We start from the raw sequence: 26421 nt of genomic DNA on the forward strand, positions 1-26421 counted from the left end.
GATGCGCAGAGGATTGAACCCCACACCCGGCGCACACCTGCAGGCGGCGCTGGCAGCGTCGCAATCCGGACAGTGCTCACCGTTCACTGGGACTCCCTCCCTGGCTATTGCCTGCGATTATGCAGACCCGCCGCAGCCCTCCCAACCGCCCGAGAGGCCATAACCGGACACACCGCTCAGGATGGAGATGTTGATCCGGCCGGAGGAGGAATCGATGGCTCAGGATGCGACCAAGGGCGCAGTGGACCCCGTGCCCGGCCCGCAGAGGTCCGGCCCCGCCGCAGAGCACAGCGCCCGCGAGGTGCTCGCCCCCATCGGCGCGCTGCTCCTGGGCCTGCTGATCGCGGCACTCGACCAGACCATCGTCTCCACCGCCCTGCCGACCATCGTCAGCGACCTCGGCGGCATGGCCCACCTGTCCTGGGTGGTCACCGCCTACATGCTCGCCGCCACCGCAGCCACCCCCCTGTGGGGCAAGCTCGGCGACCAGTACGGACGCAAGAAGCTCTTCCAGTACGCCATCGTCCTCTTCCTGATCGGGTCGGCGCTGTGCGGCCTGGCCCAGGACATGCCCCAGCTGATCGGCTTCCGCGCCCTGCAGGGCCTGGGCGGCGGCGGGCTGATCGTGCTGTCGATGGCGATCGTCGGAGACATCGTCCCGCCCCGCGAACGCGGCAGGTACCAGGGCCTCTTCGGCGGCGTCTTCGGCGCGACCAGCGTGTTGGGCCCCCTGCTGGGCGGCCTGTTCGTCGACAACCTCTCCTGGCGCTGGGTCTTCTACATCAACCTCCCCATCGGTCTCGTCGCCCTCGTCGTCATCGCCGCCGCGCTCCACATACCGGCACGCCCCTCGAAGCACACCATCGACTACCTCGGCACCTTCCTCATCGCGTGCGTCGCCACCTGCCTCGTCCTCGTCGCCTCCCTCGGCGCCACCTGGGGCTGGGGATCGGCCCGGATCATCGGCGTCGCCGTCCTCGGCGTCCTGCTCCTCGCCGCCTTCCTCCGCGTCGAACGCAAGGCCGCCGAACCCGTCCTGCCGCTGGGACTCTTCCGCATTCGCACCTTCACCCTCTGTTCGGCGATCAGCTTCGTCGTCGGCTTCGCGATGTTCGGGGCGATGGTCTACCTGCCGACCTTCCTCCAGATCGTCCAGGGCGTCTCACCGACCATGTCCGGCGTCCACATGCTGCCGATGGTCATCGGCATGCTGATCTCCTCCACAGCCTCCGGCCAGATCGTCAGCCGCACCGGCCGCTGGAAGGTCTTCCCGATCGCCGGAACCGCCGTCACCGCCATCGGCCTGCTCCTCCTCCACCAGCTGCACCGCACCAGCTCCACCTGGGAGATGAGCGTCTACTTCTTCGTCTTCGGCGCCGGACTCGGCCTGGTCATGCAGGTGCTCGTCCTCGTCGTGCAGAACGCCGTCAGCTACGCCGACCTCGGCGTCGCCACCTCCGGTGCCACCTTCTTCCGCTCCATCGGCGCCTCCTTCGGCGTCGCGATCTTCGGCACGGTCTTCACCAACCGGCTCGACGGCAAACTGACCACCTCCCTGGCCGGTGTCACCCTCCCCGCCGACGCCGGCATACCCCAGCTGGAGGCGGACCCCCGGGCCATCGGCGCCCTCCCAGCCGACCTCCGCCCGCGCGTCCTCGACGCCTACGCCACCGCCATCACCGACGTGTTCCTCTACGCCGTACCCGTCGTCCTGATCGCCTTCCTGCTCGCCTGCTTCCTGAAGGAGGACAAGCTCCGCGCCTCCGTCACCGCACCCGACGTGACCGAGACACTCGCCTCCAACCCCGTCCACCGCTCCTCCCACGACGAGGTCGCCCGCGCGCTGACCGTCCTCGGCAGCCGCGAGGGCCGACGCCACGTCTACGAGAGGATCACCGAGAAGGCCGGCTACGACCTGCTGCCCGCCTCCAGTTGGCTGCTGCTGCGGATCAAGAAATACGGCTCGGCGGAACCGGCCCTGCTGGCCGAGCGCGTCAACGTGCCACTGAAGGTCATCACGGACGCAGGCCGCCAGATCGAGGAGCGCGGACTCGCCGTCCGGGACGGGCTTGCGCTGCTCCTGACCGAGCGGGGCAGCGAGGCCGCCGCGAAGCTCAGCGACGCCCGGCAGGAGTCCCTCGCCGAACTGCTCGGCGACTGGTGGGGCCCTGACCGGCCGACCGACCTGGTCAAACTGGTCGAGGAGATCAACAGGGAGCTGTGCGGATCCGACACCGAGGAGCCCTACGACGCGGAGCCCCGGCGCGACCACGCCGTTCCCTGATCCGGCCTGATGGGCGAAGACACCCTCCACTCAGACCAGGCGCTTCTCGAACCAGTGCTCCGCATACGGGCCGGAGTTGTACGCGGGTATCTCCGCGTAGCCGTGACGCGCATACAGCGCTCGGGCCTCCACGAGGTCCGACCGGGTGTCCAGCCGGATCCGCTCGGCGCCCAGCGCACGGCTCTCCGCCTCCAGGGCACCGAGCAAGGCCGCGCCGCCGCCGGTACCGCGGGCGCGCCGGTCGACGTACACCCTGGTGAGCTCGGCGGTCACCGCGTCCAGGAGGCGGATGCCGCCGCACGCCAGTGCCTCGCCGTCCAGGCGGCCGACGACGAACCGGCCCGTCGGCGGTTCCAGCCCGTCGTCGGGGAAGTCCAGCAGCCCCTGGTCGATCTCGGCCTCGGTGACCTGGCGTTTCCAATACCGGCCGGCGACCTCGGCGTAGTAGGCGCGGCGCAGCCGGGTGGCATCGCGGGTGCTGAACGGTTCGGGGGACACGGTCCAGGTGGGTGATGGTGTGCGGTGTTCGCTGTGAGTGGTCATGGCGTCATTGTGGAGTTCGCGCGCGATGTCCCGCGTGGAATATCCACAACGGCGGGCAGATGATAGGAAAAACGACAATTCTGCTGACCCGGAGGATGTGAAACGCCATGGCAGAGCATCCGGACTGTGCCCTGATCCGCCGCGGCTACGAGGCCTTCGGCAACGGCGACATGGACGCGCTGGGCGCGCTCATGACCGCCGACGTCATCCACCACGTGCCCGGCAACAACCCCATGTCCGGACACCACAAGGGCCGGGAGCAGGTCCTCGACTTCTACCGCCGCCTCGGCGAGGAGACGAAGGGCACCTTCCAGGTGCACCTGGAATCGGTGCTCGCGGACGGCCGCGGGCACGTGATGAGCTTCCACACGGCGCGCGGCGACCGCGGTGACCGCGGCATCGAGATCCGTGAAGGGCTCTTCTTCACGATCGTCGGCCACAAGATCACCGACATCGACCAGTGCACCGCGGACATCGACGAGGAAGACGCCTTCTGGAGCTGATCGACCCCGGCCTTTCGACCCGGCCCCCGGCCCCCGGCCCCCGGCCCCCCGGCCCCCCGGCCCCCGGCTCTCGGCACCGGCCCCCGCCCTCGGCCCTGATGGCCCCGACCGTCCGGACCCCGGGACACCCGCCCGGGGTCCTGGCACGTCGTGAGCGTCAGGCCTTCTTCGGCGCCGCCTGCTGCACGACCTCGAACGACCACACCGTCGAGGCCGAGGCCGCCGGCTTCGGCCGCTCCGCGCCCGCCGACCCGCCCTCGCCGCCGCCACCCTGGTGAGCGGCCTTCATCGGCCCCTCCATCCACGCCTGGAAGTCCTCCTCCGAACGCCACCGCGTGTAGACGAGGTACTGGTCGGTGCCCTCCACGGGGCGCAGCAGCTCGAACCACTCGAAGCCGTCCGAGCTCTCCACCGCCCCGGCGCGCGAGGCGAAGCGCCGCTCCAGGACCTCCCGCTGCGCGGCAGGAACCGTCAGTGCGTTGATCTTCACGATGCTCATGGGAGCCATCCTAGGGATCCTGCGGGGGATATCGTCGTGCGGGTAACGGAGCGCGGCAGCCAGGCGAGGTCGGGGTTGCGGTCAACACGGCGGGAGGCCGGCGAGGCGTGGCTAACGCGGCAGAGCACAGCACAGCGGACGGACACGCCAGGGTCATAGGCGTCACCAGCAAGCTCGGTGCGGCGCGTCTCCTCCTGTGGGCCCTGGCCGGAGCCCTCGCCGTCAGACAGGCCGCCGCGGTGCTGCGCGTGCCGCCCGCCGAGTGGCCGGGCGGACTCCACCTCCCCGGCTCGGGCGGCGGCTCCGGCGGCTCCGGTGGCAGCGCGGTCACCTCGGTCTACGACGCCGGACAGTTCGCCGGCACCCCCTTCGCCGGACTGGTCCTCAAGCCGCTCGTCGGCCTCGCCACCCCCTCACTGGAGGTCGCCTGGACCTGCGTGACGCTGCTGTGCGTCGCCGCGATCGGGCTCGTCGCCGCCCGCGGCCTGCCCGACCCCGTGCCGCGCCGCACCGAGCTGCTCGCCGCGCCCGTCCTGACGGCCCTGATGATGGTCTCGCTGCCCGTCCGCGAGGCCGCCTCGCCCGGCCGGACCGCCGTCGTCCCTGTGCTGCTGGTGCTCCTGGCCGTCTTCCGGGTGCCCGGCGACCGGCCCGCAGGCCTCCTCGTCGGCCTCGCCGCCGCGCTCCAGCCGGCCCTGCTGCTCTTCGCCCCGCTGCTGTGGCTGACCGGACGCCGCCCCGCCGCGCAGACCGCCGCCGTGACCTTCGCCGCCGCCACCGCGCTGTCGTGGGCGGCCCTGCCCCGCGACTCCTGGACGTACTGGGTCCACCACCTGGCCGGCGCCGGCCTCGGCGGCGCCCCCGACGGCCTCGCCAACCAGTCCGTGCACGGTGCGCTGCTGCGCTTCGGCCTGACCGGCCCGGTCGAGGTCCTGCTCTACGCCGCCCTCGCGGGCCTCATCGTCTGGTTCGGCCTGCGCCGCGCGGTCCGCTACGCCCGCGACGGCCAGCTGCTGCTCGCCGTCGCCGTCACCGGCTGTGTGGCCGTCGCCGCGTCCCCGACCGGCTGGCGCCACCAGCTGCTGTGGGTGCTGCTCGCCGTCGCCGGGAAGATCGGCAAGCGCGCCGCCGACCGGCGCGTGTGGCCGGTCGCCGTCGTCCTCGCCATGACCCTGCCGAGCGCGGTCCTGCTGCCGAACCTGGGCGCGCTGGCCCCCGTACGCGACAACGTGCTGCTGCTCACCGCCGTCGCGGCGGCCTGCGCGGTGCCGTTCCTGCCGCGCTCTTCCCCGTACTGGCGTGATCCCGTCCCGACCGACTACGGGTGGCCGGCGCAGGCCCGCTGGTCGCGGGTACCGCTGCTGCCGTTCTGGCGGCGCGTGCTGTCCCGCCCGAACCTCCTGCTGGAACTGCTGCTGATACGGGTCGGCTACTCGCTCTACTCCCACATCCGGGCCGCCGCCCCCACCAGCCGCTCCCTCGCCGAGGGCAACGGCAGTCAGATCCTGGGGATCGAACGGGCGCTGGGCATCGACATCGAGCACGCCGTGAACCACGCCGTGGTGGCCACGCCCTGGCTGGAGGCCTTCTTCGACTTCTACTACACCTCCTTCCACTTCGTGGTCCCGCTGACGATCCTGGCGGTCCTGTACTGGCGGCGCCCCGGCGACTACCGCTGGGCCCGCGCCTCCCTGGGCCTGGCCACCGTCCTGGCCCTCGCCGGCTTCTGGCTCTACCCGCTCGCCCCGCCGCGTCTCATGCCGGGCCTCGGCTTCGTCGACACCGTGCACGGGCCGCAGGACCTGGCCAACCCGTCGTACGGAGCCATGACCGCGATCTCCAACCAGTACGCGGCGATGCCCTCGCTGCACTTCGGCTGGTCGCTGTGGTGCGGGATCGTGATCGTGGTGCTGGCCCCGAAGGGCTGGCAGAAGCTGCTGGGGGCACTGCACCCGCTGATCACGGTGTGCGCGATCGTCGCCACCGCCAACCACTGGGTGCTGGACGCGGTCGGCGGAGCGGCCGTCGTCGCCGCCGGCTTCGGGCTCGTGCACGCGCTGTCCGGTCCGCGCGGCCTGCACGCGAGCCTCCCGGCGCAGCGCGCCGACGGCACGGAAGATGAGGCGGCCGTCACGCCTGATACGGCCCTCGCCGCCCAACCCGTCGCGGGGCCGCGCCTCTAGGCCGGTCCGCGCCGGCTCCGCGTCCGTGCCGGCTCCGCGAGGCGGGTCGGCGCGGGTCGCGCCCGGAGCCGACCGAAGGGGCGCCGGGGCACACCATGCCCCGGCGCCCCTTCGGCCGGATCGCCGCTGTGAGTCAGGATCACCCCGTTCGGGCGGGTCCGCCACCCGAACGGCGGGCCGGCATCGGACGGCATGGACCAGTTGACGGCGGCGACCGGTGGACGGCGGCGACGAGCGGCGGCGGCGACCAGCGGGCGGCAGGGGCCGGGGCGCGGGAGGAGCGGCCCCTGCCGTCCTGGGTCGCGGGTCAGCCGTGGCTGACCCGGAGTTCCTTGATGCCGTTGAGCCAGGCCGCCCGCAGCCGGCGCGGAGCCTCTCCGGCCATCCGCAGGTCGGGCAGTGCGTCGGCCAGGGCGTTGAAGATCAGATCGATCTCCATCACGGCGAGGGACTTGCCGAGGCAGAAGTGCGGGCCGCCGCCGCCGAAGCCCAGGTGCGGGTTCGGGTCGCGGGTGATGTCGAAGACGTCCGGGTCCTCGAAGACCTCGGGGTCGTGGTTGGCGGAGGAGTAGAACATCCCCACCCGGTCACCCGCCTTGATCTTCTGGCCGCCCAGCTCGGTGTCCTGGGTGGCGGTGCGCTGGAAGGACACCACCGGGGTGGCCCAGCGGACGATCTCCTCCGCGGCGGTCGACGGGCGGGTCGTCTTGTACAGCTCCCACTGCTCGGGGTGGGTGAGGAAGGCGTACATGCCGTGGCTGATGGCGTTGCGGGTGGTCTCGTTGCCCGCGACGGCCAGCAGCAGCACGAAGAAGCCGAACTCGTCGGAGCCGAGGTTGCCCTGGCCCTCGGCCGCCACCAGCTGGGTGACGATGTCCTGGGCCGGGCACTCCTTGCGCTGCGCGGACAGGTTCATCGCGTAGCCGATGAGTTCCATGGCGGCGTTGGAGCCGACCTCGGCCGTGATCGCGTACTCCGGGTCGTCGTAGGCGATCATCTTGTTCGACCAGTCGAAGATCTTGGCGCGGTCCTTCTGCGGTACCCCGATCAGCTCGGCGATGGCCTGCAGCGGAAGCTCGCACGCCACCTGCGTGACGAAGTCGAAGCTGCCGTCGGCGGCCGCAGCCGAGGCCTCCTCGACGATTCTCCGGGCCCGGTCGCGCAGGGCCTCCTCCAGGCCGCGGATGGCCCGCGGGGTGAAACCGCGCTGCACGATCTGGCGTACGCGGGAGTGTTCCGGCGGGTCCATGTTCAGCATGATCAGGCGCTGGGCGTCTATGGCGTCGCGCGGGATGTGCTCGTTGAAGCGGATGATCGCGGTGTTGGTCGTCGAGGAGAACAACTCGGGGTGCGTGGAGACGTACTTGACGTCCGCGTGCCGGGTCACGGCCCAGTAGCCCTCGTCGTCGAAACCGGTGACCCCCCGCCGCTGCGGGCACCACCACACGGGTGCGGTCTGTCGCAGCTGCGCGAACTCCGGGTACGGAACCCGGCTTTGGAGCAGGTCGGGGTCGGTGGCGTCGAAGCCGTCGGGGAGCGCGGGGCAGGACATCGGGCAACTCCAAAGTCTGACGGACCATCAGAAGTTGGCTCGAAGGTAGTAACGAGTTCCAGAAGTGACAAGGGTCGGAGCGCCAACTGTTGCGTGTGGAATCCGTGCAGGCCGCGTGCAAGACCCTTGCGTGCCGGGGCCCCGGGTCATAAGACTGCGGATAGAACTAGAACGCGTACTAGTTCGGGCGGGGCGCCGGGACGGCCCGCCGCGCTGGCGCTGTGCAGGAGAGGACGAGCTCATGGCCGCGGAACCCGTCATCGTCGAAGCCGTACGCACCCCGATCGGCAAGCGCGGAGGCGCGCTCGCCAACCTCCATCCCGCCTACCTGCTCGGCGAGACCTACCGCGAACTCCTCGCCCGTACCCGGATCCAGCCGGACTGCGTCGAGCAGATCGTCGGCGGCACCGTCACCCACGCCGGCGAGCAGTCCATGAACCCCGCCCGCAACGCCTGGCTGGCCATGGGGCTCCCGTACGAGACCGCCGCGACCACCGTGGACTGCCAGTGCGGCAGCTCCCAGCAGGCCAACCACATGGTCGCCAACATGATCTCCGGCGGCGTCCTGGACATCGGCATCGCCTGCGGCGTCGAGGCCATGAGCCGTGTGCCGCTGGGCTCGGGCTCCAAGCACGGCCCGGGCAAGCCCTTCCCGGACGAGTGGAACGTCGACCTCCCCAACCAGTTCGAGGCCGCCGAACGCATCGCCCGCAACCGGGGCCTGACCCGCGAGGACGTCGACCGCCTGGGGCTGCAGTCCCAGGAGCGGGCCCGGACCGCCTGGGCCGAGGAGCGGTTCAAGCGCGAGACCTTCGCCGTGCAGGTGCCGACCACCGAGGAGGAACAGGCCGCCGGCCAGGGCATGTGGCGCCTGGTCGACCGGGACGAGGGGCTGCGCGACACCAGCATGGAGGCCCTGGCCCGGCTCAAGCCGGTCATGCCCACCGCCGTGCACACCGCGGGAAACTCCTCGCAGATATCCGACGGCGCCGCCGCGGTGATGTGGGCATCGCGCAAGATGGCCCGCGCCCTCAAGCTCAGGCCGCGCGCCCGGATCGTCGCCCAGACGCTCGTCGGCGCCGACCCCCACTACCACCTGGACGGGCCGATCGACGCGACACGGGCCGTGCTCGGCAAGGCCGGGATGTCCCTCAAGGACATCGACCTCGTCGAGATCAACGAGGCCTTCGCCTCCGTCGTCCTCAGCTGGGCCAAGGTCTTCGACCAGGACCTGGAGAAGGTCAACGTCAACGGCGGCGGCATCGCCCTCGGCCACCCCGTCGGCGCCACCGGCGCCCGCCTGATCACCACCGCACTGCACGAGCTGGAACGCCGCGACAAGGAGTTCGCCCTGATCACCATGTGCGCCGGCGGCGCACTGGCGACCGGGACGATCATCCAGCGCCTCTGACCGCGTCCGCGCGCACACCCCCCGCGCGCGCAGGCGCCCGCGATCCCGTGGGATGGGATGCGGAAGGCCCCGGGGGCCGGACCTGGGGAGGCCGGCCACCGGGGCCTTCGAATGCGCCGTGTCAGGCTGCACCGTGCGGTGCGCTGTCCGGCAGTCGCCGCTGGGGGCGGCTTAGGGCCTGTATCGAGTTGCTCCACGGGGCAACTCGATACAGAACCTAGTACCAGTGGTTGGCCTGCCAGAAGTTCCAGGCGCCGACGGGGCTGCCGTAGCGCTCGTTCATGTAGTCCAGGCCCCACTTGATCTGGGTGGCCGGGTTGGTCTTCCAGTCGGCGCCCGCGGAGGCCATCTTCGAGGCCGGCAGGGCCTGGACCAGGCCGTACGCGCCGGAGGAGGCGTTCGTGGCGGTGTGGTTCCAGCCGCTCTCGCGGGAAACGATGTTGTTGAAGGCCGCGAACTGCGCCGGGTCCTTGATCATCTGCTGGGCGATCGCCTTGGCGCTCGTCGGGGCCGCCTGGGCGGGAACCGCGGCGAGCATGGAACCGGCGACGCCCAGGGCGAGGACGGAACCCACGAGGGTCTTCTTGGAGGCGGCGATGCGGCGGATGACGGCGTTGGACACGGATGAACCTTCCGAAGGGGACAGGGGCGGTCGCAGGCATGCCGAGGACATGCGTGAGCCACTCACGCGGTGGAGAGGGGTTCGTCGGCGGCGGGTGAAGTACCCCTGCCGCCTGGCGACTCATCCAGTTCTACAGACGCCCCGAGGCCCTGGCAAAGGCCCCGTCTACTAGCCCACCTCGCACGCCCGGACCCTCAGGTCGCCGCCCAAACCAGACAAACGGCGCCTTGCCGGCCATGCGGGGGCCTACTACCCGCCCTCGTATGTGACCTGCGTCCTGTGGGCCGCCTCACCGGCGAAGCCCCCGGAACTCACCCTCGGTGGCCGGGCGTACACCGCACCGTCGCAGGTTCACAGGCCTCCACGCCCCCGGAATCGAAGGAGACCGCCGCGTCGAACGCCGCTTTGCGAGTCGCCCGCCGCAGCGCCCTCAGCAGGGTGCCGCCGAGCGCGAGCGTCAGTACGACCGTCAGCGACGCCCGGCCCAGATCCCAGCCCAGCGACGTCGCCAGGTAGTACGCGACGAACCGCACCAGGTTCGCGGCCAACGGCTCCCCGGGGTGGAAGGAGATGCCCTGCGCCATGCCCGCGATGACCACCCAGCCCTGCAGGTTCATCACCAGCCCGTACGCGAACGCGGCCACGAAGCCGTACGCGGCCAGCATGGCCAGCTCCGCCCGGCCCCGGATCCGCTCCGGGCCGGGCAGCAGCCCCGCCCCCAGCGAGAACCAGCCCATCGCCAGCATCTGGAACGGCATCCACGGCCCGACCCCGCCCGTCAGCAGCGCCGAGGCGAACATCGTCACCGAGCCCAGGACGAAACCGAAGCCCGGACCCAGGACACGGCCGGACAGCACCATCAGGAAGAACATCGGCTCCAGCCCGGCCGTGCCCGCGCCCAGCGGTCTCAGCGCCGCCCCGACGGCCGCGAGCACACCGAGCATCGCCACCGCCTTCGCGTCCATACCGCTGTCGGCGATCGTCGCCACGACGACGGCTACGAGGAGCGGCAGCAGCGCCGCGAACAGCCACGGGGCGTCCTGGGAGTGGGCGAGCCCCGACTGACGGTCGGCGAGCAGCGGCCACCCGAAGGCCGCGACGCCGATGAGCGAGACGAGGATCAGGGCGGCGGCGGCCCGGGGGCCGATCCGGACCGGGCGGCTCGCGAGGCGGCTCATCGGGCCCCCTCCGCGCCGAGGGCCTCGGCGACCTGGCCCACGGTGAGCCAGTGGCCCGGCGCCAGCACCTTCGCCACCTGGGGTGCGAAGGCCGGCGAGGACACCACGACCTCCGCCGTCGGGCCGTCCGCGACGACCTCCCCGCCTGCCAGGATCACCACACGATCGGCCAGCTCGGCGGCGAGCTCCACGTCATGGGTGGCCAGGATCACGGCGTGCCCGTCCGCTGCCAGGCCGCGCAGGATCTCGATCAGGCGGGCCTTCGCGGCGTAGTCCAGACCGCGGGTGGGCTCGTCCAGGAGCAGCAGGGCGGGGCGGCCCGTGAGGACCAGCGCCAGGGCCAGCGCCAGGCGCTGCCCCTCGGACAGGTCCCGGGGATGGATGTCGTCGGGCACCCCGGGCAGCAGGCCCGCGACCAGGTCGCGGCAGGTGCCGGGGGGAGCGCCCGCGTCGGCGTCGGCGGCGGCGCACTCGGCGGCCACGGTGTCGGCGTAGAGCAGGTCGCGCGGCTCCTGCGGGACGAGGCCGACGTGGCGCACCATCTCGGGCGGCGCCGTGCGGTGCGGGGTCCGGCCGCCGACGGTCACCTCGCCGGTGGCGGGGGCGAGCGTACCGACGAGCGCGGCGAGCAGGGTGGACTTGCCGGCGCCGTTGCGGCCCATCAGGGCGATGGTCTCGCCGGGCGCCACCGCGAGGTCGACGGCGCGCAGTACGTCGGCGCGGCCGCGGCGTACGCCGAGGTTCCGGGTACGGGCCGTGTCGCCTGCGGCGGGCTCGGCGCGCTCGGCGTGCTGGGCAGGCTCGGTGGGTGCCGGCTTGCCGCGGCGCAGCAGGCGGGCGATCCAGCCGGCCGGTGCGGCCCCGTCGCCGGGGGCGCTGCCCCCGGACCCCCGCGCCTCACACGCCGTCGGGGCTGGAAGGGCAGGAGCCGGCGGGGCTGGCATACCCGGCCCCGCCGGCGTCTGAGGCGCGGGTCCGGGCACAGCCCGGGGCGCGGCGCCGCGGGGGGCCTCGGAGGCAGGCGCCGATGACAGGCGCTCTCGCAGCGGCGCGGCCTGGCGGCGGGCGTCGCGGACCGACAGGGGGAGGGGGGACCAGCCCGCCAGGCGCCCCAGGGAGACCACCGGCGGGTAGACCGGGGAGACGGCCATCGCCTCCGCCGGGGAGCCGAGGACCGGGGCCGCGCCGCGGGCGGGCAGCAGCAGGACGCGGTCGGCGTACTGCACCACCCGCTCCAGCCGGTGCTCCGCCATCAGCACGGTGGTGCCCAGGTCGTGGACGAGGCGCTGGAGGACCGCCAGGACCTCCTCGGCCGCCGCCGGGTCCAGCGCGGACGTCGGCTCGTCCAGGACCAGCACCTTCGGGTGCGTGGTCAGCACCGAGCCGATCGCGACCCGCTGCTGCTGGCCGCCGGACAGCGTCGTGATCGGCCGGTCGCGCAGCTCGTTCAGGCCCAGCAGGTCGAGGGTCTCCTCCACCCGGCGCCGCATCACCGCCGGCGGCAGGCCCAGGGACTCCATCCCGTAGGCCAGCTCGTCCTCCACCACGTCCGTCACGAAGTGCGCGAGGGGATCCTGGCCCACCGTGCCCACCACGTCCGCGAGCTCGCGCGGCCGGTGCGTACGCGTGTCACGGCCCGCGACCGTCACCCGGCCGCGCAGGGTGCCACCCGTGAAGTGCGGGACCAGCCCGGAGACCGTCCCCAGCAGGGTGGACTTGCCGACCCCGGACGGGCCGACCAGCAGCGTCAGCTCGCCCTCCGGGACCACCAGGTCGACGCCCTGCACCGAGGGGCCGGCCGCACCGTCATAGGTGACCGACACCTGCTCGAAACGGATCACTGCGACGACGCCTCCTTCGGCGGTACGGGTGCCACGAAGGCGGGCAACAGGCCGATCAGGACCGCGGCCGCGGGCCACAACGGCAGCGTGGGAGCCACCAGCGGGACCACGCCCGGGTGCAGACCGGCCGGGTCGACACCGCCCGCCCGGATCAGCAGACCCGCGACGGCCGCCCCGGAACCGGCGACCAGCCAGGCGCGCACACCCCACCGGTCGGGCCGGTAGCGGGTGCGCACCGACCGGCGCCCGCCCAGCCGCAGGCCCGCCAGGGCCGAGGCCGCGCCGATGCCGAGCACGGGCAGCCCGTACGCGGCGCCCTGCGCGGCCAGCAGACCGTACGTGCCCGCGCACATCCCGAGCAGGCCGCCCAGGGTGAGGACGGTGGTGGTACGCCGGACGGCCGGCGGGACCTGCGCCGTACGGCCGTAGCCGCGTGCGTCCATCGACGCCGCGACGGCGACCGAGCGCTCCAGGGCGCCCTCCAGGACCGGCAGGCCGATCTGGAGGACCGCCTTGACCCCGCCGGTGGGGCGGCCGCGCAGGCGGCGGGCGGTGCGCAGGCGCACCACGTCGGCGACCATGTTCGGCGCGAAGGTCATCGCGACGACGACGGCGACCCCGGCCTCGTACAGGGCCGCCGGCAGGGACTTCAGGAGCCGGGCCGGATTGGCGAGGGCGTTCGCGGCGCCGACGCAGACGAGGAGCGCGGCCAGCTTCGCACCGTCGTAGAAGGCGAAGACGAGCTGCTCGGCGGTGACCCTGCCGCCGAACCGGATGCCCTGCGCCCAGGCGGGCAGCGGCACCTCGGGCAGGACGAAGAGGACGTGCGTGCCCGGGATGGGCGAGCCCAGGAGCATCGAGAAGAGCAGGCGCAGGGCCACGACGACGAGGCCGAGCTTGAGGAAGGCCCCGTAGGAGCGGGCCCAGGGCGCGTCCGTGCGGCGGGCCGCGACCACGAAACCGGCGACGCCGACGATCAGCCCGAGCAGGAGCGGGTTGGTGGTGCGCGACGCGGCGGTGGCGAGGCCGAGGGCCCACAGCCACCAGGCCCCCGCGTGCAGGGCGGTGGCCCGGCTGCCCAGCGGCGCCCTCCAGCGTTCGTACGACGACCGGCGCGGGGAGTCCGCCGCCCCGGGCCCGCTCCGGCGGGCCGGGGGCACGGGGGCGGGTGCGGCTCCGGTGGTTCCTCCGGTCGGTCCCCCGGCGGGTGCTCCGGCGGTTCCTCCGGCGGCGCGGCTCGTCGCGGGGTGCGTCATCGGCCCCGGCGGCGGGACTGCCAGACCCCCGCGGCGGCCAGGACCGCGACCAGGGCGATACCCGCCAGCAGCCCGGCGGACGGGCCGCCGCCACCGCCGCCCGGGGCGGACCCGGACGGCGCGGACGGCACGCCGGACGCCTTCGGCGCACCGGTGTCGGCGATCTGCTCACCGCAGCCGTGCTGCGGGAAGCCCGCGATGGCGCACAGGAGCGCCGCGCTGTTGTAGCGCAGCGGCTTCGCGACCGCCGCCAGCGCCTCGGCCGTCGTGGCCTCCGGCGCCACCTGCGCGCACGCCGTGCGCGGAGCCTCCTGCGGTGCCACCTCGCCCGACGGGGCGTCCGCCTGCACACCGAAGTCGATGACGAGGGCCACCCGCTTGCGGCCCTCCACCGCAGCGGTGGCCCCGCACACGGCCTCGAAGTCGGCTGCGGCGCGCGGCTTGGCCGCCTCGGCCGCCGCGTCCTTGCTCACCGCGAAGCGGAACCCCTGGACGGAGCCGTCCGCGGGGCGGGCCAGCGACGGCCCCTGCGTGGCGTACGACCACTGGCCGTCGGCCGCGCCGTCCCAGAACGACCAGTAGCGGTAGCCGGCCGCCAGCGCCGGAGCGGCGGCCAGCAGGGCCAGGACGGTGCCGAGGGCGAGGGCGAGGGCCACGGCGGGCAGGCGGCGGCACATCAGAGCTGGTTCTTCTTCCGGCGGCCGCTCAGCAGGATGCCGATGCCGACACCGGCCGCGGCGCCCGCACCGATGATCCACCAGAGGTTCTGGCCGCCGGAGGGCTCCTCCTTCTCGCTCTCCACGGCCGTCGCGTCGGTTGCCGCGCCCTGCGGGGCGGGGCCCGTCGCGTTCAGCGCGGCCACGAGGTCGGTGCCGCCGAAGGACTTCGGGTCGGTGCCGGTGGCGTGCGCGGCCAGGATCAGCGTGCCCAGACCCGCCGGGGAGTCCTTGGCCCACTCGGCGGAGTTCGCCTTCAGCCACTCCAGCGCGCCCGCGGCCGACTGCTTGTGCCCGGCCGCGGCCAGGGCGATCACCGCGTCGACGGTGTTGCCGGTGTCCGGCGTCGGCTGGTCCGCACCCGGGGTCACGGCCGTCAGGTGGCCGTCCTTCTTGAGGGCCTCGGCCAGGTAGCCCGCCGCGCCCTGGGCGGCGGCCCGGGCCGCGGCCGCCGGGTCCGCGGGCTTCGCCGCCGGGCAGGTCAGCGGGGCTGCGGGGGTGTCCGTACCGGACGGGACGACGGCCGTGCCCGTGCCGAGGCCCGCCAGCGTCGCCGCGGCCGTGGCGTCGGCGTTCGCGAGCAGCTTGCCCTCGACCGGCTGGAACGCGAAGGCGCCCCGGTCGGCGGCCGGCTCGGTGTCACAGCCCAGCTGGAAGGAGAGCAGCGCCTCGTAGGGGGACTTGCCCGCCTTCGACTTCGTCTCGGCCGGCTTCTCGCCGGCGGCGGTCAGGGCGCTGATCACGATGGCGGTCGAGTTGGCGTCGGTGCCGCTGTCCATGGCGCCGCCGGGGTTGGAGCTCCAGCCGCCGTCCTCGTTCTGGACGGACTTCAGCCAGCCGACGGCCTTCTTCACGGTCTCGTCGTGGCCGCCGAGCGCGGTCAGCGCCTGCACGGCCGCGGCGGTCGCGTTCGAGTCGATGTACGCCGTCGCGTCGCAGTCCTTGCCGGTGTCCGCGCGGAAGGCGGCGAAGGAGCCGTTCGCGCACTGCTGGCCGACCAGCCAGTCCACGGCCTGCGCGGCGGGCTTCACGCCGACGGTGTCCTGGGCGAGCAGGGCGAAGGACTGCCGCCACACGCCGTCGAAGCCGGGGTCCTTCTTGCCGTAGAGCCCGGAGGGGATGACCGGGGGCGCGGAGGGGGAGGGCGGCGCGGTGTCGGCGAGGGCTGCGGGGGCGACACCCACGCAGAGCACGGCGGAGGCGGCGAGCGCGGCGGCGCTGCGGCGGACGGTCATGGGGAGGGTGCCTCTCCTGCTGGGGAAACCGGGGCAGGCACGCACAGGCACCGGGCTCCGGCTCCGTGTTTCCTCGACGGTGCCGGCCACCGGGAGGACCGGCGGCACGAGCCGCGCACTCACGGTACGGGGCATTCCGGCTCCCCGCCCCGATGGTGCCGGGGGCGGGTCACGGTTGCGGGTCAGCGCCGGAATCGCACCGGCTTCCCCCCGTACGGGGTGTGGACGACCGCCTCACTGTACCGGCCCGTAGCCTCCGGGTCCGGGGGGTGTCGGCCGGATCACGCCGGTCCCGGCGCCCGGGCGCACGGGGGCCTCGCCCGGTCGTGACCGCAGGCGACCCGCCCGCCCCGGGGCCGCCCGGCGATCACGCCGGGCCCGGCACGTTCGGGGCGCTCACGCCGGGCCCGGCACGCTCGGGGCGGTCGGCGCCGGTACCGGCAGGCCGCCGCTCAGACCGCCCGGTACGTCACCGGGTCGGTGCCCGGGACCGCCTCGGCGCGGCCCTGCTTCACCAGCCGCCGCAGATGCGCTTCCGCTTCCGAGACGGCGATGTTGCGGGAGCCGTAGGGGATCCGCTCCCAGGGCCGGTTCCACTCCATCCGCTCCGCGAGCCCCCACGGGGTCAGCGGCTCGGCCAGCAGCGCCCACAGTCCCGCCAGCCGTTCCTCGTGGTGGTCCAGCAGCTCCCGTACGCGGGCGGGCGCGTCGGTGAAGGCGTGCTGGTGGGCGGGGAGGACCTCGGCGGGCGCGAGGCGGCCGATGCGTTCGAGGGAGTCGAGGTAGTCGCCGAGGGGGTCGGTGACGCGGGTGTCCTCGGGGGCCTCGTACAGGCCGATGTGCGGGGAGATCCCGGGCAGCAGGTGGTCGCCGGAGAAGAGGCGGCCGTTGCCGGGGAGGTTCGCCGGGTGTTCTTCCTCCAGGTGCAGGCAGACGTGCCCGGGGGTGTGGCCCGGGGTCCAGATCGCGCGCAGCCGGCGGCCGGCGAGGGGGAGCAGTTCGGCGGGGACGATCTCCCGGTCGGGGACGGCGGCGCGCAGTCCGGGCAGGGTGCGTGTGCGGCCGCTCGCGCGGGCGGCGCGCAGCGGTGCGATGTGCTCCTCGGGGGCTCCGGCGGCGGCGAGTTTCGCGCTCATGTAGTCGAACCACACGCCGGGCTCGCAGGAGCGGGTGCGGACGACGACCTCGGTGTCGGCGGCGTGCATGGCGATCCATGCGCCGGACGCCTCGCGGACCTGGCCGGACAGGCCGTGGTGGTCGGGGTGGTGGTGGGTGATGACCACGCCGTGGACGTCGGTGACCGCGACGCCGAGTGCGGCGAGGCCGGCGACGAGGGTGTCCCAGGACGCGGGGTCGTCCCAGCCGGTGTCGACGAGGACCGGGCCGCGACCGGTGTCGAGGACGTGGACGAGGGTGTGTCCGAGGGGGTTGTCGGGGATGGGAACCTTGATGCCCCACACGCCTCCGCCGTGATCGGTGACCTGTGACGTGTCCTGCGGCATGAGCCCTCCGCCTGTCGACCGCCGTCCTCCGACGAGAACGCGTTCCAGTAGTAGCCCAAGTCGACCATCTCCGCCGGATTCTGGCTAGTCGTTGGATCTTCTCTGCTCTTCGTCCTGGCCGTGGACTCCTAGAAGTAGAACTGGTATCAGTTCGGGAACGCCAAGCCGCAGGAGGCCTCAGCCATGACGGAGCTCGTGGAACACGGAAAACTGTTCATCGGCGGTGAGTGGACGGATCCGCTGGGCACCGACACGATCCGGATCGTCTCCCCCCACACCGAGCAGGTCATCGGCTCCGTCCCGCACGCGTCGAAGGCGGACGTCGACCGGGCCGTCGCCGTCGCCCGCAAGGCCTTCGACGAAGGCCCCTGGCCGCGGATGGCCCTGGAGGAGCGCATCGCGGTCGTCTCCCGCATCAAGGACGCCATCGCCGTCCGCCACGAGGAGATCGCCCGCTCGATCAGCTCCCAGAACGGCTCCCCCTACTCCTGGAGCGTCCTGGCCCAGGCGCTCGGCCCGATGATGGTCTACGACGCCGCGATCACCGTCGCCCGCGCCTACCCGTACGAGGAGCGCCGCCAGGGCGTGCTCGGCCCGATCCTGGTGCGCCGCGAGCCCGTGGGCGTCGTCGCCGCCGTCATCCCGTGGAACGTCCCGCAGTTCGTCGCGGCCGCCAAGCTGGCCCCGGCCCTGCTCTCCGGCTCCACGGTGATCCTCAAACCCTCCCCGGAGGCGCCGCTGGACTCCTACATCCTCGCCGACATCGCGCGCGAGGCCGGAGTGCCCGAGGGCGTGCTGTCGATCCTGCCCGCCGACCGCGAGGTCAGCGAGTACCTCGTCGGCCATGCCGGCGTCGACAAGGTCGCCTTCACCGGCTCGGTCGCCGCCGGCAAGCGCGTGATGGAGGTCGCCGCCCGCAACCTCACCCGGGTCACCCTCGAACTGGGCGGCAAGTCCGCCGCCGTCGTCCTCCCCGACGCCGACGTCGAGGCCGCGGTCGCCGGGATCGTGCCCGCCGCCTGGATGAACAACGGCCAGGCGTGCGTGGCCCAGACCCGGATCCTCGCCCCCCGCAGCCGGTACGAGGAGGTCGCCGAGGCCCTCGCGGCCGCGGCCGGCGCGCTCGTCGTCGGCGACCCGCTCGACCCGGCGACGCAGCTCGGCCCGCTCGTCGCGCAGCGCCAGCAGCAGCGCTCCCTGGACTACATCCGGATCGGCCAGGAGGAGGGCGCGAAGGTGCTGGCGGGCGGCGGCCGCCCGGCGGGACTCGACCACGGCTGGTACGTGGAGCCCACGCTCTTCGGCGACGTCGACAACACCATGCGGATCGCCCGCGAGGAGATCTTCGGCCCGGTCGTCTGCCTGATCCCGTACGGGGACGAGTCGGAGGCCGTACGGGTCGCCAACGACTCGGAGTTCGGCCTCAGCGGCAGCGTATGGACCGGTGACGTAGAGCGCGGCATCGACTTCGCCCGGCGCATCCGCACCGGCACCTTCAACGTGAACACCTTCAGCCTGGACATGCTGGGGCCGTTCGGCGGCTACAAGAACAGCGGGCTGGGGCGGGAGTTCGGCCCGGAGGGCCTGAGCGAGTACCTGGAGCACAAGATGATCCACCTGCCCGCGGGCTACGAGGCGGGTGCCTGATGGGCGACCGCTGGCAGGTCGAGGTGGACCGGGGGGTGTGCATCGGCTCGGGCATGTGCGTGAACCACGCCCCGGACGGCTTCGTCCTGGACTCGGCGCGCCAGTCCCACCCCCGCAGCCCGCAGTCGGACGCGAGCGAACCGGTCCTCACGGCGGCGGAGGGCTGCCCGGTCGAAGCCATCGTGATCACCCTGGCCGCCACCGGCGAACCGGTCTTCCCGCCGGAGGACTGACGGGGCCGGTGTGCCGGCCGGTCAGGCGGTCAGGCGGTCCGCTCGGCGGCGCTCCGCTCGACGCAGAACTCGTTGCCCTCAGGGTCGGCGAGGGTCACCCACCCGGTGCCGTCGGGCCTGCGGTGGTCGCCGACCACCGTGGCGCCCAGGGCGACGATGCGCTCCACCTCCTCGTCGCGGGTGCGGTCCTGCGGCTGGAGGTCCACGTGTACACGGTTCTTGACGCTCTTGGCGTCGGGAACGGTCACGAAGAGCAGCGTCGATCCGGGAGCGGTGACCAGCGCCTCGGGGTCGCCGGGAAAGTCGTCGTCGGCGAGCGAGCCGTCCAGAACGGCGGCCCAGAACCGGCCGAGTGAATAGGCGTCGGAACAGTCAACTGTGATGTGTCGTACGAGAGAAGCCATGGGCGGACTATCGAACAGACCGACGACCCCTGTCCACCGAGATAGCGGGCCGGCGCCCGAAGCCACGGGCCTCACAGGGGATCAGGGGTCACAGGCGCCGTACGGGCGCGGCGGCTTCCGGCGGTCCGTCGACTCGGCCACGCCGAACTCGCCGGCTCCACACCGTGTGTCCGACGAGAGCCACGGCGACGACGCATGCCGCGACGCGAGTCACGTTCCAGGTCAGAGCGAAAACCGCCCCCTCCGAGTCCGCTTCCACGCTCAATCGCTGAGTCGCCTCGAAGAAGGCGGTGAAAGGAACAACCAGACGGAACAGAAGGCCGCCGACTCCGGGCGTCCGGGCCACGTTCCCCATGAGTCCCACGGGCGCGCCGAGGACGAAAGCCGCTGCTCCCCACAGAAGAATCTGCCCCTGGCCGGAGGTGTCGGGCTCCATTCCGGCCGGAACGGAGGCGGCTTCTTCCATTCCCGCAGGAAGGGTGGGGTTCATGTCCTTGAAAACGTAGTAGGTGACGACACCGATGGCCAGTCCCAAAGATGCCAGCAAAGCCGACTCGATCTTGGATCGACGGAAGTAGCCCACCATGAATGCGTAGCAGGCCCACGGCCAGCCGCTGGAAAAAACAATGCTCACGGCGACGCAGAATGGATTGTCCCATTTCCCGGCAATGGGGCCCACGAGGCCGAGTGGAAGGCCCACTCCGAGAGCCGCGGCGACCGGCGCGAGGCGAGCGCATGTCAAGCGTGTGATCGTTCTTCCCCCGTTCAATGGGTGAGCCCGACGTGGAGATGGCCGCTCCGGGGCTGAACGGGCGAACAACGGCCCCCGGAGCGACTCCCCAACCTACCGCGCCCTCAGCGGAGTTACTGCTTGGGGCGGCGATCGGGAACCTGGTCCACGCTGCAGTGGGGTGGAGCAGGTGTAGGCGAGGCCTGCCGTGAGGTCGGCGTGGGAGGTACTGCCGGCTGCGGCCCAGGTGCGACGCGTACCGCCCGCGGGCTTCACCGTGGGCGAGTGCCTCTTCGTCTTCTGGTGGTAATGCGAGCAGTGGTATTTGTGGATCACCCCGGGGCTGATCTCTTTCGCGTACCAGCCGTAACGCCAGGTGTCACCGCTGGGCGGGCTGGGGCGTGCCTGCGACTGCGGGCTGAAGGAGCCCGTCGAAGCGTCCATGGTGACGTCCGCGGTGGCCGGCGTCGCGAGGTCCAAAGCCGCGTTGGCTGCGCCCGCGATGGCGGAAGTGGCGGATCTGCCGGCCATCACGGGCCCACGCCGGTCGGCAAAGAACGCTGAAGCTGCTGACTCAAAAGCAACGTGACAGGGGCGCTGATTCCGGCAGTTCAGTCATCCACCGCCTTCAGGCGGACTGCAGGCGCGTGATGGAGGAGTGCGCGGGGATCCGGAGCGCCCGGGCTCGGCCGTGGCCCCCGCCGCACGCTCCCGCTCCCGCCGCACGCTCCCGCTCCCGCCGCACGCTCCCGCTCCCGCCGCACGCTCCCGCTCCCGCTCCCGCCGCCCCGCCGCGGCAGCGGCTGCGGCTGGTTCAGGACTTTTCCGGGGACGTCAGGTCGATCAGGCGGCAGACCGTCTCGATGTCGATCTTGACCTGGGCGATCGAGGCGCGGCCCGACAGCCAGGTGATCAGCGCCGAGTGCCAGGTGTGCTCGATGACGCGGACCGCCGACAGCTGTTCCGCCGTCGGCGGCTGTTCGAGCCCCATGGCGTCCAGGATGATCGCCGTTGTCAGGCGGGACACGGTGTCGACCTCCGGGCTCACGCTGCGGTCCGCGAAGGTCAGCGCCCGCACCATCGCGTCGGCCAGCTGCGGCTCCCGCTGGAGCGCGCGGAAGGCGCGCATCAGGGTCTCCGCGACCCGGGCCGCCGGTTCGTCACCGGTCGGCGGGCGCTTGCGCAGCGTCGTGTGCATGTGCTGGAGCTGGTCCTGCATGGTGGCGACCAGCAGGTGCACCTTGGACGGGAAGTAGCGGTACAGCGTGCCCAGCGCCACGCCGGCCGCCTCCGCGACCTCGCGCATCTGGACGGCGTCGAAGCCTCCCCGGCTGGCCAGCTGGGCACTCGCGTGCAGGATCCGGCGGCGGCGCGCCTCCTGGCGCTCCGTCAGGGGAGGCGACGCCGGTGTGGTGACGGCCTTCACTTCCGCACTCATGTGTCCCGTTCCGTGTCGTTGCGCGGGCTGTCTCCGGGGTGATCCGCAGCCAGCATCGCAGGTGCCGCGTCGTGGCGTGAATCACCCGCTCCACCTCTTACGGTGGGGTTTCCGGCCGGTAGATTCAATGCTCTTAGACGGATCAAGTCTGAAACTTGTTCTACATTATCCGAGCGGTTACGCTCCGGCGAAAGTGCAGCGAGAAGGGGGCCGAGAGTGACCGCTGAGGCCGTGGTGACGAGCCCTTTCGCGGGTTCCGCCGACGACGGCGAGCGTCCGCTGCGCATCGCCCTCCTCACCTATAAGGGGAACCCGTTCTGCGGAGGCCAGGGCGTCTACGTCCGGCACCTCTCGCGCGAGCTGGTCCGCCTCGGGCACTCCGTCGAGGTCATCGGCGCCCAGCCCTACCCGGTGCTCGACACGGGCGCCACACTCACCGAGCTTCCCAGCCTCGACCTGTACCGCAGCCCCGACCCCTTCCGTACGCCGGGACGAGACGAGTACCGGGACTGGATCGACGCCCTTGAGGTCGCCACGATGTGGACCGGGGGCTTCCCCGAGCCGCTGACCTTCTCGCTGCGCGCCCGCCGCCATCTGCGGGAGCGGGCGGGCGAGTTCGACGTCATCCACGACAACCAGACCCTCGGCTACGGGCTGCTCGGCGACCTCGGCGCACCGCTGGTGACGACGATCCACCACCCCATCACCGTCGACCGCAAGCTCGACCTCGACGCCGCCCAGGGCCGCGTCAAGCGCGCCTCCGTACGCCGCTGGTACGCCTTCACCCGCATGCAGGGCCGTGTCGCCCGCAAGCTGCCGTCCGTGCTCACCGTCTCCGGCTCCTCCAAGCAGGAGATCGCCGACCACCTCGGCGTCCAGGACGAGCGCATCCACGTCGTGCACATCGGCGCCGACACCGACCTGTGGTCGCCCGACGCGTCGGTGGCCGAGGTCCCCGGCCGCATCGTGACCACCTCCAGCGCCGACGTCCCGCTCAAGGGCCTGGTGTTCCTCGTCGAGGCGCTCGCGAAGCTGCGCACCGAGCAGCCCGGCGCCCACCTCGTCGTGGTCGGCAAGCGCGCCGAGCAGGGCCCCGTCGCCCGCGCCATCGAGACGTACGGCCTCCAGGACGCGGTCCGCTTCGTCAAGGGCATCACCGACGCCGAGCTCGTCGACCTGGTGCGCAGCGCGCAGGTGGCGTGCGTGCCGTCGCTGTACGAGGGCTTCTCGCTCCCGGCGGCCGAGGCCATGGCCACCGGCACCCCGCTGGTCGCCACCACCGGCGGTGCGATTCCCGAGGTCACCGGTACCGACGGCGAGACCTGCCTCGCCGTGCCGCCCGGCGACGCCGGCGCCCTGGCGGCCGCGCTGGGCCGGATGCTCGGCGACCCGCAGCTGCGGGCCCGTGTCGGCGCGGCCGGACGCGAACGGGTCCTGACCCGTTTCACCTGGGCCGCGGCTGCCAAGGGCACCGCCGAGCACTACCGCGCCGCCGTCGAGCAGGCCGCCCGCGCCCGCCGCGCCCGGTGACCTCCCGGCTCATCCCCATCGTCCCCACCCCCGTACACCCCCGCGACCGCGAAGGCAGGACCCCGTGCTGACCGTCGATTTCTCCCGGTTCCCGCTCGCCGCAGGCGACCGCGTACTCGACCTTGGCTGCGGCGCAGGCCGGCACGCCTTCGAGTGCTACCGGAGAGGCGCCCAGGTGGTCGCCGTCGACCGCAACGGCGAGGAGATCCGCGAGGTCGCCAAGTGGTTCGCCGCGATGAAGGAGGCCGGTGAGGCCCCGGCCGGCGCCACCGCCACCGCGATGGAGGGCGACGCGCTGGCGCTGCCCTTCCCCGACGAGTCCTTCGACGTCGTCATCATCTCCGAGGTGATGGAGCACATCCCCGACGACAAGGGCGTGCTCGCGGAGATGGTCCGCGTCCTCAAGCCCGGCGGCCGTATCGCCGTGACGGTGCCGCGCTACGGTCCGGAGAAGATCTGCTGGGCGCTGTCCGACGCCTACCACGAGGTCGAGGGCGGCCACATCCGCATCTACAAGGCGGACGAGCTGCTGGGCAAGATGCGGGCCGCGGGCCTCAAGCCGTACGGCACGCACCACGCGCACGGGCTGCACTCGCCCTACTGGTGGCTCAAGTGCGCCTTCGGCGTGGACAACGACAAGGCGCTGCCGGTGAAGGCGTACCACAAGCTCCTGGTCTGGGACATCATGAAGAAGCCGCTGGCGACGCGCGTGGCGGAGCAGGCCCTCAACCCGCTCATCGGCAAGAGCTTCGTGGCGTACGCGACCAAGCCCCACCTCCCCGTCGGCGCGACCCAGTGAGCTCGCCCGGGCGTACCGAACACCTCGTCCTGGACGGCGTACTGACCGCGGAGCAGGCCGCCGAGACGGTCGCCGGGATCCTGGCGGTGCAGCGCGCCGACGGCGCCATCCCGTGGTTCCGCGGCCACCACCTCGACCCGTGGGACCACACCGAGGCGGCGATGGCGCTGGACGCGGCCGGCGAGCACGAGGCCGCCGAGCGGGCGTACGCGTGGCTGGCCCGGCACCAGAACGAGGACGGTTCCTGGTACGCGGCCTACGCCGACCGGCCCGACGGTGTGGACACCGCGGAGCCGCAGGACGCGAGCCGCGAGAGCAACTTCACCGCGTACATAGCCGTCGGCGTGTGGCACCACTACCTGTCGACCGGTGACGACACCTTCCTCGACCGGATGTGGCCGTGCGTGTACGCGGCCGTGGAATACGTCCTGTCGCTCCAGCAGCCCGGTGGCGAGATCGGCTGGAAGCGTGAGGCGGACGGCACGGCCGTCACCGACGCGCTGCTGACGGGGTCGTCCTCCATCCACCAGGCGCTGCGCTGTGCGCTGGCCGTCGCCGAGCACCGCGAGGAGCCGCAGCCGGACTGGGAGCTCGCCGCGGGCGCGCTGCGGCATGCGATCCGCCGTCACCCGGAACGGTTCCTGGACAAGGACCACTACTCGATGGACTGGTACTACCCGGTCCTCGGGGGCGCGCTGACGGGCGCGGAGGCGGCGGCGCGGATCGACGCGCGCTGGGACGAGTTCGTGGTCCCGGACCTGGGGGTGCGCTGCGTGCTGCCGAACCCGTGGGTGACGGGCGGGGAATCCTGCGAGCTGGCGCTGGCGCTGTGGGCGACGGGGGAGTCGGACCGGGCGCTGGAGATCCTGCGGTCGATCGGGCACCTGCGCGCGGACAACGGCATGTACTGGACGGGGTACGTCTTCCAGGACAGGGCGGTGTGGCCGGTGGAGCAGACGACGTGGACCGCCGGGTCGCTGCTGCTGGCCGTCGCGGCGCTGGGCGGGGACGAGGCCACCACCGAGGTGTTCGGCGGGGGTTCGCTCCCGGCCGGGCTGGAGCCGGACTGCTGCGGCTGAGCCGCACCCGGAGGCGAACGAACGGGGCCCCTCCCGCCGGGTGGCGGGGGGAGGGCCCCGTTCGCCGCGCGCGTCAGCGGCGGTAGAGCCAGCCGGCTATGGCGTGGCCGACCAGGACGTACACGACGGCGGCCAGGCCGTAGCCGATGACGACCTGGACCCCTTCGCGGCTGAAGGTGAACAGGTCGTAGGACCAGCCGGCCAGCCAGCTGGCTGCGTCGTGGATGAAGCCGACGAGTTCGTTGCCCTGGTTGGCGTCCAGGAAATAGAGCAGGATCCACAGGACGATCACGAAGGCAAGCACGTCCGCCACCAGAGCGACGGCCCGGCCTGCCTGACTGCTTCCTCGGGTGCGTACTCGCGTGTGTGAGGTCATGCCGCGCGTGTTGCCGCCCGGGCGCGCCGCAAACCCGAACGGGTCCGCCGGGTGGCGGGTCCCCGCGGGCGGGGTGAGGCTGCGGGGGACGCCTGAGTCCCCGGAGGAAACCGTGTCCGTACCCACGATCGTCCGATTCCGTCGTGCCCTCACGGCGGTGGTCCTGTCGACCGCGCTGCTGGCCGGTGCCACCGCATGCGGCAGCGGTGGCAGCCCTCGGGAGGAACTGTCCGCCGCCTCGATGGGGGAGCTGGCCGCGCTCGCCGCGGCGGAGCCGGCGGCGGCGGAGGCCGACGAGCTGGCCGCCGTCACGCCTTCGCCGAGCACGTCCGCCGAGAAGCAGAAGTTCGCCAAGACGCGTTTCGTCGCCAACGCGGGGCTCGCGGCGGGGGCGACGTACCAGTGGATCGTCAAGCCGTACCGTGAGGGCAAGTTCAAGAAGGGCGCGAAGGGCCGTACGTTCGCGCTCATCAAGGCGGGCCTGGCGGGCGCGTTCGCGTACAACCGGCTCAAGGCGGCCGCGGACAACGCCAAGGGCGACCCGCTGCTGTCGAAGGCGATGGCCCCGCTGACGGCGGGCATCGAGTCGCTGAAGGGTCTGGGCACCAAGCTGCGCAAGGGCCAGGCGGGTGACGCCGACATCTCGTCCTTCGACGACGTCATCAGCAGCGTGAAGGAGGCCGGCAAGAGCGCGGGCGCCACGGTGACCGACCAGGTCCCCAGCACCTCCCAGCTCGGCGGCTAGGGTCTGTGCGAGTTGCCCCGTGGAGCAAGGAGCGGCGTTCGGTGCGTGCCCTCGGCGTGCGGGACGAATGTCCTCGTAGCGGAGCTACTAGGGCCTTTGGCTCGTGCGCCGAGGG

The 26421-nt window shown here is 72.6% G+C and carries 25 protein-coding genes and 1 riboswitch; of the genes, 10 read left to right on the forward strand and 15 right to left on the reverse strand.

What is annotated here, in order from left to right; all coding sequences use genetic code 11:
• The first annotated feature begins 214 nt into the window (after positions 1 to 214).
• Positions 215 to 2284: a DHA2 family efflux MFS transporter permease subunit gene (locus ACFWFZ_RS32225; protein WP_387127173.1), complete on the forward strand. Its 2070-nt coding sequence runs from the start codon at positions 215 to 217 to the stop codon at positions 2282 to 2284.
• A gap of 30 nt (positions 2285 to 2314) precedes the next feature.
• Here ACFWFZ_RS32225 and ACFWFZ_RS32230 read toward each other — a convergent pair whose 3' ends face one another.
• A complete protein-coding gene (locus ACFWFZ_RS32230; protein WP_387127175.1) occupies positions 2315 to 2827 on the reverse strand; it encodes a GNAT family N-acetyltransferase in 513 nt (170 codons plus the stop codon).
• Between the two features lie 107 nt (positions 2828 to 2934).
• Between ACFWFZ_RS32230 and ACFWFZ_RS32235 the strand changes: the two genes are divergently transcribed.
• Complete coding sequence (locus ACFWFZ_RS32235; protein ID WP_030027430.1) at positions 2935 to 3330, forward strand: nuclear transport factor 2 family protein; 396 nt, start codon at positions 2935 to 2937, stop codon at positions 3328 to 3330.
• A gap of 157 nt (positions 3331 to 3487) precedes the next feature.
• Here the strand turns inward: ACFWFZ_RS32235 and ACFWFZ_RS32240 are convergent, their stop codons facing one another.
• Positions 3488 to 3829, reverse strand: a complete 342-nt coding sequence (locus ACFWFZ_RS32240) for an antibiotic biosynthesis monooxygenase family protein (protein ID WP_387127178.1) — start codon at positions 3827 to 3829, stop codon at positions 3488 to 3490.
• A 107-nt stretch (positions 3830 to 3936) separates the two neighbouring features.
• On the opposite strand from ACFWFZ_RS32240, the gene ACFWFZ_RS32245 reads away from it, so the two are divergent.
• Complete coding sequence (locus ACFWFZ_RS32245) at positions 3937 to 6012, forward strand: bifunctional glycosyltransferase 87/phosphatase PAP2 family protein (protein ID WP_387127180.1); 2076 nt, start codon at positions 3937 to 3939, stop codon at positions 6010 to 6012.
• Positions 6013 to 6319: 307 nt separating this feature from the next.
• Here ACFWFZ_RS32245 and ACFWFZ_RS32250 read toward each other — a convergent pair whose 3' ends face one another.
• A complete protein-coding gene (locus tag ACFWFZ_RS32250) occupies positions 6320 to 7564 on the reverse strand; it encodes a cytochrome P450 (protein ID WP_387127182.1) in 1245 nt (414 codons plus the stop codon).
• 241 nt (positions 7565 to 7805) lie between these two features.
• Here ACFWFZ_RS32250 and ACFWFZ_RS32255 point away from each other — a divergent pair, with 241 nt between their 5' ends.
• Positions 7806 to 8975, forward strand: coding sequence for a steroid 3-ketoacyl-CoA thiolase (locus ACFWFZ_RS32255; protein ID WP_387127185.1), 1170 nt, complete (start codon positions 7806 to 7808; stop codon positions 8973 to 8975).
• 217 nt (positions 8976 to 9192) lie between these two features.
• Here ACFWFZ_RS32255 and ACFWFZ_RS32260 read toward each other — a convergent pair whose 3' ends face one another.
• From ACFWFZ_RS32260 to ACFWFZ_RS32290, 7 genes are all read right to left on the reverse strand, one after another.
• Positions 9193 to 9648, reverse strand: coding sequence for a transglycosylase SLT domain-containing protein (locus tag ACFWFZ_RS32260; protein WP_387127188.1), 456 nt, complete (start codon positions 9646 to 9648; stop codon positions 9193 to 9195).
• Between the two features lie 260 nt (positions 9649 to 9908).
• Positions 9909 to 10775, reverse strand: a complete 867-nt coding sequence (locus tag ACFWFZ_RS32265; RefSeq protein WP_387127189.1) for an ECF transporter S component — start codon at positions 10773 to 10775, stop codon at positions 9909 to 9911.
• On the reverse strand, positions 10772 to 12616 hold the full coding sequence (locus tag ACFWFZ_RS32270) for an ABC transporter ATP-binding protein (RefSeq protein ID WP_387127191.1): 1845 nt from the start codon (positions 12614 to 12616) through the stop codon (positions 10772 to 10774). The genes ACFWFZ_RS32265 and ACFWFZ_RS32270 overlap by 4 nt, the downstream gene beginning before the upstream one ends.
• On the reverse strand, positions 12613 to 13776 hold the full coding sequence (locus ACFWFZ_RS32275; RefSeq protein ID WP_387127193.1) for an energy-coupling factor transporter transmembrane component T: 1164 nt from the start codon (positions 13774 to 13776) through the stop codon (positions 12613 to 12615). The genes ACFWFZ_RS32270 and ACFWFZ_RS32275 overlap by 4 nt, the downstream gene beginning before the upstream one ends.
• A gap of 92 nt (positions 13777 to 13868) precedes the next feature.
• On the reverse strand, positions 13869 to 14549 hold the full coding sequence (locus tag ACFWFZ_RS32280; protein WP_387127195.1) for an SCO2322 family protein: 681 nt from the start codon (positions 14547 to 14549) through the stop codon (positions 13869 to 13871).
• On the reverse strand, positions 14549 to 15823 hold the full coding sequence (locus ACFWFZ_RS32285) for a prenyltransferase/squalene oxidase repeat-containing protein (RefSeq protein ID WP_387127197.1): 1275 nt from the start codon (positions 15821 to 15823) through the stop codon (positions 14549 to 14551). The genes ACFWFZ_RS32280 and ACFWFZ_RS32285 overlap by 1 nt, the downstream gene beginning before the upstream one ends.
• Positions 15824 to 15952: 129 nt before the next feature.
• Positions 15953 to 16033: riboswitch (cobalamin riboswitch) on the reverse strand.
• 242 nt (positions 16034 to 16275) lie between these two features.
• A complete protein-coding gene (locus ACFWFZ_RS32290; protein WP_387127199.1) occupies positions 16276 to 17325 on the reverse strand; it encodes an MBL fold metallo-hydrolase in 1050 nt (349 codons plus the stop codon).
• A gap of 183 nt (positions 17326 to 17508) precedes the next feature.
• Here ACFWFZ_RS32290 and ACFWFZ_RS32295 point away from each other — a divergent pair, with 183 nt between their 5' ends.
• Positions 17509 to 18972, forward strand: coding sequence for an aldehyde dehydrogenase (locus tag ACFWFZ_RS32295; RefSeq protein ID WP_387127201.1), 1464 nt, complete (start codon positions 17509 to 17511; stop codon positions 18970 to 18972).
• Positions 18972 to 19205 (forward strand): ferredoxin, encoded by a 234-nt coding sequence (locus ACFWFZ_RS32300; protein ID WP_387127203.1) that lies wholly within the window; start codon positions 18972 to 18974, stop codon positions 19203 to 19205. Before ACFWFZ_RS32295 ends, ACFWFZ_RS32300 begins: the two co-directional genes overlap by 1 nt.
• 29 nt (positions 19206 to 19234) lie before the next feature.
• Here the strand turns inward: ACFWFZ_RS32300 and ACFWFZ_RS32305 are convergent, their stop codons facing one another.
• From ACFWFZ_RS32305 to ACFWFZ_RS32320, 4 genes are all read right to left on the reverse strand, one after another.
• Positions 19235 to 19609, reverse strand: coding sequence for a VOC family protein (locus tag ACFWFZ_RS32305; protein ID WP_387127205.1), 375 nt, complete (start codon positions 19607 to 19609; stop codon positions 19235 to 19237).
• Between the two features lie 88 nt (positions 19610 to 19697).
• Positions 19698 to 20288 carry a hypothetical protein gene (locus tag ACFWFZ_RS32310; RefSeq protein ID WP_387127207.1) on the reverse strand — a complete coding sequence of 197 codons (591 nt, stop codon included), beginning with the start codon at positions 20286 to 20288 and terminating at the stop codon, positions 19698 to 19700.
• A gap of 165 nt (positions 20289 to 20453) precedes the next feature.
• Positions 20454 to 20870, reverse strand: coding sequence for a lactococcin 972 family bacteriocin (locus tag ACFWFZ_RS32315; protein ID WP_387127209.1), 417 nt, complete (start codon positions 20868 to 20870; stop codon positions 20454 to 20456).
• A gap of 283 nt (positions 20871 to 21153) precedes the next feature.
• Complete coding sequence (locus ACFWFZ_RS32320; RefSeq protein ID WP_387127211.1) at positions 21154 to 21777, reverse strand: TetR family transcriptional regulator; 624 nt, start codon at positions 21775 to 21777, stop codon at positions 21154 to 21156.
• Positions 21778 to 21993: 216 nt separating this feature from the next.
• On the opposite strand from ACFWFZ_RS32320, the gene ACFWFZ_RS32325 reads away from it, so the two are divergent.
• The 3 genes from ACFWFZ_RS32325 (at position 21994) to ACFWFZ_RS32335 (ending at position 25185) form a co-directional block, all read left to right on the forward strand.
• Entirely contained in the window at positions 21994 to 23307 is a 1314-nt protein-coding gene (locus tag ACFWFZ_RS32325; protein ID WP_387127213.1) for a glycosyltransferase family 4 protein, read from the forward strand.
• A gap of 64 nt (positions 23308 to 23371) precedes the next feature.
• On the forward strand, positions 23372 to 24106 hold the full coding sequence (locus tag ACFWFZ_RS32330; RefSeq protein WP_387127215.1) for a class I SAM-dependent methyltransferase: 735 nt from the start codon (positions 23372 to 23374) through the stop codon (positions 24104 to 24106).
• Positions 24103 to 25185 carry a prenyltransferase/squalene oxidase repeat-containing protein gene (locus tag ACFWFZ_RS32335; protein WP_387127217.1) on the forward strand — a complete coding sequence of 361 codons (1083 nt, stop codon included), beginning with the start codon at positions 24103 to 24105 and terminating at the stop codon, positions 25183 to 25185. The genes ACFWFZ_RS32330 and ACFWFZ_RS32335 overlap by 4 nt, the downstream gene beginning before the upstream one ends.
• 73 nt (positions 25186 to 25258) lie before the next feature.
• On the opposite strand, the gene ACFWFZ_RS32340 is transcribed toward ACFWFZ_RS32335, so the two are convergent.
• Positions 25259 to 25561: a hypothetical protein gene (locus ACFWFZ_RS32340; protein WP_387127219.1), complete on the reverse strand. Its 303-nt coding sequence runs from the start codon at positions 25559 to 25561 to the stop codon at positions 25259 to 25261.
• A 112-nt stretch (positions 25562 to 25673) separates the two neighbouring features.
• Between ACFWFZ_RS32340 and ACFWFZ_RS32345 the strand changes: the two genes are divergently transcribed.
• On the forward strand, positions 25674 to 26306 hold the full coding sequence (locus tag ACFWFZ_RS32345; RefSeq protein ID WP_387127221.1) for a hypothetical protein: 633 nt from the start codon (positions 25674 to 25676) through the stop codon (positions 26304 to 26306).
• Positions 26307 to 26421 lie beyond the last annotated feature (115 nt).

Source organism: Streptomyces sp. NPDC060232 (genome assembly GCF_042726555.1).
Lineage (GTDB): Bacteria > Actinomycetota > Actinomycetes > Streptomycetales > Streptomycetaceae > Streptomyces.